Source organism: Pantoea sp. CTOTU46764 (assembly GCF_031974595.1).
GTDB lineage: Bacteria > Pseudomonadota > Gammaproteobacteria > Enterobacterales > Enterobacteriaceae > Pantoea > Pantoea trifolii.
The window spans coordinates 1-11303 of sequence record NZ_DALYOQ010000103.1 but is presented as its reverse complement, the minus strand read 5'-3'; the positions used below and the strand labels follow the sequence as shown (position 1 = coordinate 11303).

Below are 11303 nucleotides of genomic sequence, written 5' to 3'. Positions count from 1 at the left end.
CGATAACGGCTTTATCGATACCGCGTTTCAGATCCATCGGGTTCATGCCCGCAGCCACTGCTTTCAGGCCTTCGGTGATGATTGCCTGAGCCAGAACGGTTGCGGTGGTGGTGCCGTCGCCTGCTGCGTCGTTCGCTTTAGAGGCCACTTCTTTCACCATCTGTGCGCCCATGTTTTCGAACTTGTCTTCCAGCTCGATTTCACGCGCAACAGAAACACCATCTTTAGTGATGGTCGGTGCACCAAAAGATTTATCCAGAACCACGTTACGGCCTTTCGGGCCCAGGGTAACTTTTACTGCATCTGCCAGTACGTTTACGCCACGCAGCATTTTCACGCGTGCGTCATTACCGAATTTTACGTCTTTAGCTGCCATTTCAAATATCCCTTAAATTCGTTTCGTTCAGTGAATTACACGTAAATTACGCTTCAACTACTGCAAGGATGTCGCTTTCGGAGATGATCAGAACTTCTTCGTTGTCGATTTTCTCGGTTTTAGCACCGTAGCCTTCGCTGAAAATCACCAGATCACCCACTTTTACGTCCAGTGGCTTAACTTCACCGTTTTCCAGGATGCGGCCTTTGCCAACAGCCAGGACTTCACCGCGGGTAGATTTACCGGCAGCTGAACCGGTCAGCACGATGCCGCCCGCTGATTTAGCTTCGACTTCTTTACGCTTGACGATAACGCGATCGTGCAATGGACGAATTTTCATTTGATAGCTCTCCTTTAGAAAGTCCAATCATTCATTTTTGGGGTTGAGCCGGACAGCAGGGCTTCCAGCCTCGTGCTGGAAGAGATAGGGGCAATAAGTGGGGATTCAAGGGCAAAAAATATAAATATTTTCGTTTTTGCAACAGATGGCGAAAAATGCAGCAAAAAGGCGGCTTGCGCCGCCTTGATGAGTTTATTGGTCTTTATCGTGACCAATTCGGTCCTGATCTTTTCGCTCGTATTCACCGTCCACGGTGAAACCGGCATCCGGACCAGCACCCGGTCCGCGCCACATACGCAGATGCGGCATCAACTTCAGGGTCAGATGTTTTTGCACCGGCGGCAACAGCAGCAGTAAACCAAGGAAGTCGGTAAAGAAACCCGGCAACAGCAGCAGGAAGCCGGAGATGATCAACGAAACGCTTTTGGTCATCTCCGCCGCCGGACTTTCGTTACGCGCCAGCTTCTCCTGCATCAGCCGGAAGTTTTTCATGCCCTGATTTTTCACCAGCGACACACCAATACACGAGGTGAAGATCACCAGCAACATGGTGAGCAGCACGCCCAGCGCATGCGCGACCTGAATGAAGATTGAGATCTCAATCCAGGCCAAAACAAAAAAAATCACTAACGGTAACCAGCGCACCGAATTCTCCTGTGAGTTGGAGCTGCCCCGCAAATTGCCAGGCAGCAGAAAGGGAGGGTCTGTAGGACCGTATTGATAGAGATGGGCATTTGCACCGGCATTTTCAACCGATCCTGCCATTTTTTTCCCACTGACTTAAAATTGCGAAGTACATCACATATCGTTATTACCGCTGGGCCTGCAAAAGCCCGTAAAGTGATCTGTGCACAAACAATTCTGTAACATCAGAATATGATCGTGCCCGTCAGCGCGAAGATGGATAATATGTCGGCGCTGACATTCCACGACAATATAATCGCTTCACCTGCACGTTAATTGCCGCCCGTCCATCCGGACGCCCGGCAGTAACCAGGCAGCAATAATAAGAAGGTAATCATGGCGAACAACATTCGTATCGAAGAAGACCTGTTAGGCATGCGCGAAGTTCCGGCAGACGCTTACTACGGTGTTCATACTCTGCGTGCGATTGAAAACTTCTATATTAGTAACAGTAAAATCAGCGACATACCGGAGTTTGTCCGCGGTATGGTGATGGTGAAGAAAGCAGCCGCGCTCGCCAACAAAGAGTTGCAGACCATTCCCCGCAATATCGCCAACACCATTATTCAGGCCTGTGATGAAGTGCTGAATAACGGTAAATGCATGGATCAGTTCCCGGTCGACGTCTATCAGGGCGGCGCGGGCACCTCGGTCAACATGAACACCAATGAAGTGCTGGCCAACATCGGTCTGGAGCTGATGGGCCATCAGAAAGGTGAATATCAGTACCTCAATCCCAACGATCACGTGAACAAGTGTCAGTCCACCAACGACGCTTATCCAACCGGTTTCCGTATCGCGGTATACGCTTCAATCCTGAAACTGCTCGACGGTATCAATCAGCTGAGCGAAGGCTTCCAGCGTAAAGCGGTTGAGTTCGAAAACATCCTGAAAATGGGTCGTACCCAGCTGCAGGATGCGGTGCCAATGACGCTTGGCCAGGAGTTCCACGCGTTTAACGTGCTGCTGAATGAAGAGACCCGCAGCATTCTGCGCACCGCCGAACTGCTGCTGGAAGTGAACCTTGGCGCGACCGCCATCGGTACCCGTCTCAACACGCCAGATGGCTACCAGCAGCTGGCGGTACAGCGTCTGGCGGAAGTGAGTAATCTGCCGGTGGTGCCTGCAGAAGATTTGATTGAAGCCACTTCCGACTGCGGCGCATACGTGATGGTGCACTCAGCGCTGAAACGTCTGGCGGTGAAACTGTCGAAAATCTGTAACGACCTGCGCCTGCTCTCTTCCGGTCCGCGCGCCGGCCTGAATGAGATCAACCTGCCAGAACTGCAGGCCGGTTCATCAATCATGCCCGCCAAAGTGAATCCGGTGGTGCCAGAAGTGGTGAATCAGGTGTGCTTCAAAGTGATCGGCAATGACATCACCGTCACCATGGCGTCAGAAGCCGGTCAGCTGCAGCTCAACGTAATGGAGCCGGTGATTGGCCAGGCGCTGTTCGAATCGATCAGCATCCTGACGAACGCCTGCTTCAACCTGCTGGAAAAATGCGTCAACGGCATCACCGCCAACAAAGCGGTGTGTGAAGCTTACGTGTTCAACTCGATTGGTATCGTCACTTACCTCAACCCGTACATCGGCCATCACAATGGCGACATCGTCGGTAAGATTTGCGCTGAAACCGGCAAGAGCGTACGTGAAGTGGTGCTGGAGCGCGGCCTGCTGACGGAAACCGAACTGGACGATATTTTCTCCATTCAGAACCTGATGCATCCGGTATATAAAGCCAAACGTTACACCGACGAAAACGAACAGTAATCCGTTCCGGATCAAGTTGCCAAAAGCACGCCCGTATACAATGCGGCGTGCTTTTTTCATTTTGGCGGCTACAACTTTAAGAGTCGGGATTTCTCTGCGGCTCAGGGAGTGGAACGAATGGTAGTAGTGGAGTTGGTTATTGTCCTGCTGGCGATCTGGCTCGGTGCGCGTCTTGGCGGCATCGGCATCGGTTTCGCGGGCGGTTTAGGTGTGCTGGCGTTGACGCTGATTTGCGGCTTAAAACCTGGCGCGATCCCCTTCGATGTGATCGAAATTATCATGGCGGTGATTGCCGCGATTGCCGCGATGCAGATCGCCGGCGGTCTCGACTATCTGGTGGGATTGGCCGAGCGCCTGCTGCGCCGTCATCCACGCTATGTCACCTTCCTTGCGCCGCTGGTCACCTACATCATGACGCTGCTGGCCGGTACCGGTCACACCGCGTTCTCCACCTTGCCGGTGATTGCTGAAGTGGCGAAAGAGCAAGGCGTGCGCCCTTCTCGTCCGCTATCGATTGCGGTCGTCGCCTCGCAGATTGCCATCACCGCGTCGCCGCTTTCTGCGGCAGTGGTGTTTTTCGCCTCCATTCTTGAACCGCGCGGCGTAAGTTATCTGGCGCTGTTAGGCGTCGCGATTCCCTCTACCATGGCAGCAATCTTCTGCGCCGCCATCATCACCAGTTTCCTCGGCAAAGAACTCAAGGATGATGAGGTTTACCAGGCGCGTTTAGCAAAAGGTGAAGTGAAACTGCGCGGTGAGCAGGTTTATGACATCAAACCCGGCGCGAAGCGTGCTGTCTTCCTCTTCCTGATCGGCATCGCCGCCGTGGTGCTCTACGCCACCGCGATTAGCGACAGCGTTGGCCTGATCACCAATCCGGTGCTGCCGCGCAACGAAGCTATCGTGGTGTTTATGCTGACCGTTGCCACGCTAATTTGCCTGACCTGCAAAATCGATACCGGTGAAATCCTCAGCGCCAGCACCTTTAAATCAGGCATGAGCGCCTGTATCTGCGTGATGGGCGTTGCGTGGCTGGGCGATACCTTCGTTAAAGCACACCTCAACGACATTCAGGCGTTAGCCGGTGACATGCTGCAAGGTTATCCGTGGATGCTGGCGCTGGTGCTGTTCTTCGCCGCCACGCTGCTCTATTCGCAGGCCGCCACCACCAAAGCGTTAATGCCTGCCGCGTTGATGCTGGGCGTCTCGCCGCTGGCCGCCGTCGCCTCCTTTGCGGCGGTTTCTGCGCTGTTCGTGCTGCCGACCTATCCTACGCTGTTGGCCGCCGTCGAAATGGATGACACCGGATCAACCCGTATCGGTAAGTTTGTGTTTAACCACTCCTTTATTATTCCCGGCGTGTTGGCGATTGCCTTCTCGGTGGCGTTTGGCTTCCTGTTTGGCAGCCTGATTCTGTAGCGCCGTTACATCCTGAAAACCTCGTGGCGAAGCGGTCGTGCTATTATCGCGGCCTATTCGCCACCGGAGCTCATTCATTCGCTATGGCTGCACGACTCTTTCGCCTTGCCGGCTTTTGCCTGGCGCTGGTTTTCTGCCTTTCGGCACAAGCCTCACTCTTCTCCCCGAACAACAACAGCCGTTTTGTGCCGGTTGATCAGGCATTTGGCTTCGATTTCACTCAACAGGGCAATCAGCTGACGCTCAGCTGGAAAGTGAAGGATGGCTACTATCTCTATCGCCAGCAAATCCACGTCACGCCGCAAAAAGCGCAGATTACCCCGTTGACGCTGCCGCCTGGCCAGCCGCACGAAGATGAGTTCTATGGCAAAAGTGAAATCTACCCGCAGGATCTGCAACTGCCGATCACGCTGCGTCAGGCCGATGCTGGCGCGAGCATTACCGTCACCTATCAAGGCTGCGCCGCCGCCGGTTTCTGCTATCCGCCTGAAACCCGCGCCGTACCGCTTAGCGCGGTTGCCGCCCATCAGGATGCACCCGCAGTCAGCGCGCAGCCCGCCAAAAACAGCACGCCGCTGCCGTTTTCACCGCTGTGGGCGCTGCTGATTGGTATTGGCGTCGCTTTCACGCCGTGCGTATTGCCGATGTATCCGCTGATCTCCAGCATCATTTTAGGTGGCCCGCGCCGCTATTCGATGGGGCGACTATTCGCGCTGGCGATGGTGTATGTGCAAGGCATGGCGCTGACCTACACGCTGCTCGGCATGGTGGTTGCAGCGGCGGGATTACGCTTCCAGGCGGCGCTACAGCATTCTTACGTGTTAATGGGCTTGTCGGCACTGTTTATCGTGCTGGCGCTGTCGATGTTTGGCCTGTTCTCGCTGCAATTGCCTGCCAGCCTGCAAACGCGCCTCACGCTGTGGAGCAATCGCCAGCAAGGTGGATCGCTGCCCGGCGTATTTATGATGGGCGCACTGGCCGGATTAATCTGCTCGCCCTGCACCACCGCACCGCTCAGCGCCATTCTGCTGTATATCGCGCAGAGCGGTAATCTGTGGGCCGGCGCCGGCACGCTGTGGCTGTATGCCTTCGGCATGGGCCTGCCGCTGATTGCCGTTACCCTGTTTGGCAACAAGCTGCTGCCGAAAAGCGGGCCATGGATGCAAACCGTCAAAGAGGGTTTTGGCTTTGTGATTCTGGCGCTGCCGGTGTTCCTGCTGGAACGCGTGATTGGCGATCTGTGGGGCATCCGTTTGTGGAGCCTGCTCGGCGTGGCGTTTTTTGCCTGGGCATTCAGCCTTAGCCTGCGCGCCAGCGGTAAATGGCGTGTGCTGCAAATCATCATGCTCGCCGCCGCGATAGTGAGTGCTCGCCCGTTACAGGATTGGGCGTTTGGCAGCAGCAACAGCGCGCAAGCCGTGGCGCATCTGCCGTTCCAAACCATCACCAGCAGCGAGCAGCTCGACAGCGCGCTGCAGCAGGCGCAAGGCCGTATCACCATGATCGATCTCTACGCCGACTGGTGTGTGGCCTGCAAAGAGTTCGAGAAATACACCTTCAGCGATGAAGGTGTGCGTAACGCATTAAGTCAGGTGCAATTGCTGCAAGCCAATGTCACCGCCAATAACGCGCAGGACAACGCGCTGTTACAGCATCTGCAGGTTTTAGGTTTGCCGACCATTCTGTTCTTCGATGCGCATGGCAAAGAGATCCCTGATTCGCGCGTCACCGGCTTCCTCAACGCCGCCGATTTCCGTGCGCATTTGCAGAATGTGTCACGTTAAACGACACTGTCAGCAGAACACTGCCCGCGCGTCCGCGAGCGGGCCCGCATTCCAGAGGAGAGTCACTTGCAACGTGAACAAATACTCGAGCATGCGTTGAATGTGCTCGAACAGAGCGGTCTGGCCGCCACCACTTCCCTGAGCCAACTGGCTGGCGAAACCGGTCTTGAAGCCGAACAGCTGACGCGTTTCTGGCCCGATCGTGATGCCTTGCTGTACGACGCACTGCGCTATCACGGCCAGCAGATTGATAGCTGGCGTCGTCAGGTGCAGCTCAATGAACATCTCAGCGCCGAACAAAAGCTGTTGGCCCGTTACGAAGTGCTAAGTGAGCACGTCAGCAAAGGCCGCTTTCCCGGCTGCCTGTTTATCGCCGCCTGCAGTTTCTATCCGCAACCCGATCAGCCGGTGCATCAGTTAGCAGAACAGCAAAAGCGCAGTTCCTGGCAATTCACCCATGAAATTCTGGTCGATTTAGCGCTGGATAATCCCACCATGGTGGCCGATCAGATGGAGCTGATTCTGGAAGGTTGCCTGAGCAAACTGCTGGTGAAACGTAACGTACAGGATGTGGCGACGGCGCGCCGCCTGGCGGAAGATGTACTCGGCATCGCGCTGTGCCGCAAAAATGGTGCGCTGGCGTAGCCTTTTTATCCATCTTGTCTGAAAAGCAAGCAATCAATCACGATTGCAGCGCTTTTTTGACGAAAGCCGTTGACGACGATAAGCCATTAGGGTTTAATGCGCCCCGTTGCCCGGATAGCTCAGTCGGTAGAGCAGGGGATTGAAAATCCCCGTGTCCGTGGTTCGATTCCGCGTCCGGGCACCAACATTCTGAAAACCCAGCTTATGGCTGGGTTTTTGCTTTTCTGCGTTTGCTAATCTCAACCACTGCCTCCTTTCCTTCCCTACACGTTGATTATTCAGCATTGATCGATACCAATTTATTTATCCCTAGCTAATACTTTTAATCTATTCCCCCATAATAAAATCCAATAAAATTAATTATCAGTGAGTTAAATCTATTCTAAATATTAATTCGTGATCCTGTCTCGGTTAGCCGTAACATCCCATACGTAACACCTGCACAATCGCGTAAGCTTAATCTCATCCCAGTAATCACCTGCTGATTCAGCTTGTTAGCCTAACGCCCTAATCATTGAAGTAATGACTGTTCAAAACGAAAAATAAAATCACTTACTTTCATATTTAATTATTTATTCATAAACACGATTCGATTAATTAAATCACTCCCTACAGGAAAATAACCATGAGCGCAGGAAACCGAATCTATTTACGCCGTCCCGCCGATGCCGAACCGCTGCTGGAAGCCTTTCGCCGATTACCGGCCGCAGTGGTAGCGGATTGCATGAGCCGCTTGCCCGCCTTGTCGGCGGAGATCAGCCTGAAAACCGCGCCGCGCCAACCGATCATGTGTGGCCTGGCGGTGACGGTTAAAGCGCGTTCCGGTGACAACCTGATGCTGCATAAAGCGCTGGATATGGCAGGTCGAAACGATGTGATTATTCTGTCGAACGAAGGCGATCGCAGCCAGTCGCTGATGGGTGAAGTGATGGCGACCTATGCCAGACAGCGTGGTATGGAAGGCATTGTGCTGGACGGACCGGTCCGCGACATCGAAGGGCTGTCACGCATGGACTTCCCAATCTACGCCGCCGGTCACACGCCGGGTGGCCCGTTCAAAGACGGTCCCGGCGAGATCAACGTGCCGATTGCCTGCGGCAAAATTCACGTTTCGCCGGGTGATATCGTGCTGGGCGATGCGGATGGCGTGATTGTGATTCCTCGCCAGGATGCCGCGCGCATTCTCGAAGCGGCGCAGGCTTATCTCATTGTTGATGAACACAACTTCGAACTGGCGAAAACCGGCGCGCTGGAACGTGGCTGGCTGGATGAGACGCTGCGCACCAAGCAGGTTGAAATCATTGATGATGTATTCCGCTAATCTTTTGCCGTCGTAGGGTGCGTATTTATGCGCACCAGGTCGCCATTAATGGCAACCCTACGGCGTGCTACTCACCATCGCCAGCTTGCGCTGGCGATTTTCACGCCACACCGCAAATATCCCAGCCAGCGCCACAATTGATGCGCCCAGCAAGGTAGTGCTGCCCGGCAGGCTATTCAGGAACAGATAGCCAATCAGCATCGACCACACCAGCGTGGTGTAATCGAACGGTGCCAGTAGCGAGGCATCGGCGTAACGCAGGCTAAGCGTCACCAGAATCTGTGCCAGACCGCCAAACAGGCCGCAGCCCACCAGCAACAACAGCTGAATTGCGCTCGGTTTGCTCCAGCCAAACAGCGCCGTCGCCAGGCCAATAAGGGTCGTCATTACAGAGAAATAGAACACAATCGCGCCCGGCTTTTCGATGCCGTTGAGGAAGCGAATTTGTACGTTAGAGGTCGCGGAACACAGCGCCGCAATCAGCGCAAATGCCACGCCAAGGCTCGCCGTCGCGTTGCTGGCACCCTGAGAAAACAGCGCGCCGCTGGCGCTCAGGCTGGAAGAGAGCATGATTAGAATGCCGGATAATCCCACCACCACCGCGATCCAGCGCGAAACCCGCACCCGCTCTTTCAACAGCATTGCCGCCAGAATCACGGTAAACAGCGGCGCGGCATAGCTTAACGCCGTCGCATCAGCGAGTGAGATATACACCAGCGCCAGATAGTTAAAATACATGCCGCCGGTACCGGAGAAGCCACGAATGAAGTGACCAAACAGGTTACGCGTCTTGAGATTTTCCAGCACGTTGCCCTGCATTTTCAGCCAAATCAGCAGCGGAAACAGCGCGATAAAACTGCGGAAAAATATCACTTCGCCAGTGGGAATGGCGCCGTTCAATCCCTTCACACACGCCAGCATCAAGGTGGCGCACAGCGCGGCCACTATCTTCAATAACACGCCTAATCGGGCATTCATGCTTTTTCACTTCTCTCTACCACATGCAATCGGCGGGACTGCCGAGAGGATATGCGACCAGCCTGGCGAGAAAAGTGTGCGCTGGATAACACTTTTTTGCTCTGCCCGAATAGAAAGAACTTATGCGCCGCTTAGCCATATTTTTTTGCTATTGCACGACAGGGTTTCCCTCTTTTTCGTCTGAAAATAAAGCCGATATAGTCCAGAAAAGCGAGAAATCAGGCGCTCCGTCCCGGTGACGCCGTGGTATTCATCATTGAGGAAGTTCACATGACCATGAAAAGACGTACCACCATCGGGCTGGCACTGCTGCCGCTGCTGGCTATTTCGGCTGCTCATGCAGACATGATGGCGAACATCAAATCCAGCGGCGAGCTGAAGTGTGCGGTCTATTCGGACGTGCCGCCCTTCTCTTCTCCGGATCCGAAAACGCGTCAGCTGGCGGGCATGGATATCGATCTGTGCAACGCGCTGGCGAAGCAGATGAACGTCAAACTGACACTGGTGCCCACCTCGGTGGAAGCGCGTATTGCGGTGATTGCCACCGGCCGCGCCGACGTGCTGATCGCTAACCTTGCCTATACCAAAACTCGCGGCAACCAGATTCAGTTCAGCGATCCCTATTACGTCGCCAAAGAGATGCTGCTGGTGAAAGCACCATTGGCCGATAAGCCGCTGAGCTATTTCCAGGGCAAACGCATCAGCGCTACCAAAGGCACCACCTCTGAACAGTCGATCCACGTTAAAGGCGGCAAAGCGGTGACCTTCCAGGATTCAGCCTCCGCATTCCTTGCGCTGGAGCAGAACAAATCGGTCGGCTTCGTCACCAACACCATGACCGGCATCAAAACCATTTCGCAGGCGAAAAAAGACGGCATCAATCTGGCGATGATCAAAGAGCCGATGGCGCTGGAGCCGATTGGTGTTGGCATGAAGCGTGATGAACCGGCACTGCTGGCCAGCGTCAACAGCAGCCTGAAGGCGATGGACGATGACGGCACCATCGACAAAATCTGGGATACATGGATTGGGCCCAACACCGAATACAAAATGGTGCGCGAAGAGCGCGTACAGCCGCTCTCCAGTCTGAAATTTGAACCGCTGGAATAACCATGCCCGTGAAGTCGCACTCTGCACTCCCGCCCGCCAGCGCCCCCGCGCTGGCTTGCTCCTCTGATATTAAGCTCTCCACCATCGGCGCACGCGCGTGGCTGGTGGAAGCGCCGGGCGGTTTCGATCTCCCGGCGCAGCGCCGCATCTGGTCGCTGGCGCGCCTGCTGCATGCCGACGAAGCCATTGAAGCGCTGATCCCCGGCGTCACCAATCTGCTGGTGCTGTTCCGCCATATCCCAGCCGATGAAAACGCCGTGCGCATGCAGCTGCACGCTGCCTGGGATCAGGCGCAGGCGATCAGTCCGCAGGGCAAACTGATTGAAATCCCGGTGCATTACGGCGGTGAACACGCCACCGATCTCGAGGCGGTCTGTCGCCATACCGGCTTAAGCCCGCGCGACGTGGTGCGCCTGCATCATCAAAGTGAATACACCGTATTTGCGCTGGGCAGCGCGCCGGGCTTCGGTTATCTGCATGGGTTGGATCCGCTACTCGCAACGCCGCGCAAGAAAGTGCCGTCGCTCAGCATGCTGAAAGGCACCGTCACCATCGGCGGCGCGCAGGCGGGCGTCTCAGCGCTGACCGGCCCGAACGGCTGGAACGCGATTGGTTTTGCCGAGCTGGCGGTGTTTGACCCGCTGGCCGCATCGCCCGCGCTGATGGCACCGGGCGATCGCATCCGTTTTCTGCCGCAGAGGATAGAGCTGTGATTGAGATCGAACAGAGCGGTGCGCTGAACACGGTGCAGGATTTAGGTCGCTTCAATTATCGCCACATGGGGGTGTCGGTGAGCGGCGCGATGGATCCGCTGGCGCTGCGTGCTGGTAATCTTCTGCTCGGCAACGACGAAAATGCAGCGGCGATTGAAGT

Annotated in this window: 11 protein-coding genes, 1 tRNA gene and 1 pseudogene; 9 read left to right on the top strand and 4 right to left on the bottom strand. The window is 55.2% G+C overall.

The genetic code is table 11. The features are described 5' to 3' along the window. The 3 genes from RTM06_RS21860 to RTM06_RS21850 all read right to left on the bottom strand — a co-directional run. Positions 1–376 (bottom strand): TCP-1/cpn60 chaperonin family protein (locus RTM06_RS21860; protein ID WP_312184699.1); only part of this gene is annotated, 376 nt, incomplete at its 3' end. 46 nt (positions 377–422) lie between these two features. Beyond that, a complete protein-coding gene (locus RTM06_RS21855) occupies positions 423–716 on the bottom strand; it encodes a co-chaperone GroES (RefSeq protein ID WP_008104420.1) in 294 nt (97 codons plus the stop codon). A gap of 192 nt (positions 717–908) precedes the next feature. Further along, complete coding sequence (locus tag RTM06_RS21850) at positions 909–1361, bottom strand: FxsA family protein (RefSeq protein ID WP_179451878.1); 453 nt, start codon at positions 1359–1361, stop codon at positions 909–911. A 375-nt stretch (positions 1362–1736) separates the two neighbouring features. Here RTM06_RS21850 and aspA point away from each other — a divergent pair, with 375 nt between their 5' ends. The 6 genes from aspA to RTM06_RS21820 all read left to right on the top strand — a co-directional run bounded on the left by aspA (position 1737) and on the right by RTM06_RS21820 (position 8342). Further along, on the top strand, positions 1737–3173 hold the full coding sequence (aspA, locus tag RTM06_RS21845; RefSeq protein ID WP_008104424.1) for an aspartate ammonia-lyase: 1437 nt from the start codon (positions 1737–1739) through the stop codon (positions 3171–3173). A 117-nt stretch (positions 3174–3290) separates the two neighbouring features. Continuing rightward, a complete protein-coding gene (locus RTM06_RS21840) occupies positions 3291–4592 on the top strand; it encodes an anaerobic C4-dicarboxylate transporter (protein WP_256698239.1) in 1302 nt (433 codons plus the stop codon). A gap of 83 nt (positions 4593–4675) precedes the next feature. After that, on the top strand, positions 4676–6376 hold the full coding sequence (locus RTM06_RS21835; protein WP_312184698.1) for a protein-disulfide reductase DsbD: 1701 nt from the start codon (positions 4676–4678) through the stop codon (positions 6374–6376). A gap of 66 nt (positions 6377–6442) precedes the next feature. After that, positions 6443–7021 (top strand): division control transcriptional repressor DicD, encoded by a 579-nt coding sequence (gene dicD, locus RTM06_RS21830; protein WP_008104431.1) that lies wholly within the window; start codon positions 6443–6445, stop codon positions 7019–7021. A 108-nt stretch (positions 7022–7129) separates the two neighbouring features. Continuing rightward, positions 7130–7205 (top strand) — tRNA-Phe (locus RTM06_RS21825). 441 nt (positions 7206–7646) lie between these two features. Further along, a complete protein-coding gene (locus RTM06_RS21820; RefSeq protein ID WP_256698235.1) occupies positions 7647–8342 on the top strand; it encodes an RraA family protein in 696 nt (231 codons plus the stop codon). 57 nt (positions 8343–8399) lie between these two features. Here RTM06_RS21820 and RTM06_RS21815 read toward each other — a convergent pair whose 3' ends face one another. After that, positions 8400–9320: a DMT family transporter gene (locus tag RTM06_RS21815; protein ID WP_312184696.1), complete on the bottom strand. Its 921-nt coding sequence runs from the start codon at positions 9318–9320 to the stop codon at positions 8400–8402. 270 nt (positions 9321–9590) lie between these two features. Between RTM06_RS21815 and RTM06_RS21810 the strand changes: the two genes are divergently transcribed. The 3 genes and pseudogenes from RTM06_RS21810 to RTM06_RS21800 form a co-directional block, all read left to right on the top strand. Continuing rightward, on the top strand, positions 9591–10430 hold the full coding sequence (locus tag RTM06_RS21810) for a transporter substrate-binding domain-containing protein (protein ID WP_312184695.1): 840 nt from the start codon (positions 9591–9593) through the stop codon (positions 10428–10430). Positions 10431–10432: 2 nt separating this feature from the next. Then, the gene (gene pxpB, locus RTM06_RS21805) at positions 10433–11143 is read left to right on the top strand and encodes a 5-oxoprolinase subunit PxpB (RefSeq protein ID WP_256698231.1); all 711 of its coding nucleotides are present in this window, start codon (positions 10433–10435) and stop codon (positions 11141–11143) included. Beyond that, positions 11140–11303, top strand: a pseudogene (locus RTM06_RS21800) (allophanate hydrolase); the annotation flags it as partial. The gene pxpB and the pseudogene RTM06_RS21800, both read left to right, overlap by 4 nt.

Coding starts and splice junctions, on each gene's coding strand:
- RTM06_RS21855 (WP_008104420.1), bottom strand. CDS start 716: ATGAAAATTCGTCCATTGCACGATCGCGTTATCGTCAAGCGTAAAGAA.
- aspA (WP_008104424.1), top strand. CDS start 1,737: ATGGCGAACAACATTCGTATCGAAGAAGACCTGTTAGGCATGCGCGAA.
- RTM06_RS21840 (WP_256698239.1), top strand. CDS start 3,291: ATGGTAGTAGTGGAGTTGGTTATTGTCCTGCTGGCGATCTGGCTCGGT.
- RTM06_RS21835 (WP_312184698.1), top strand. CDS start 4,676: ATGGCTGCACGACTCTTTCGCCTTGCCGGCTTTTGCCTGGCGCTGGTT.
- RTM06_RS21820 (WP_256698235.1), top strand. CDS start 7,647: ATGAGCGCAGGAAACCGAATCTATTTACGCCGTCCCGCCGATGCCGAA.
- RTM06_RS21815 (WP_312184696.1), bottom strand. CDS start 9,320: ATGAATGCCCGATTAGGCGTGTTATTGAAGATAGTGGCCGCGCTGTGC.
- RTM06_RS21810 (WP_312184695.1), top strand. CDS start 9,591: ATGACCATGAAAAGACGTACCACCATCGGGCTGGCACTGCTGCCGCTG.
- pxpB (WP_256698231.1), top strand. CDS start 10,433: ATGCCCGTGAAGTCGCACTCTGCACTCCCGCCCGCCAGCGCCCCCGCG.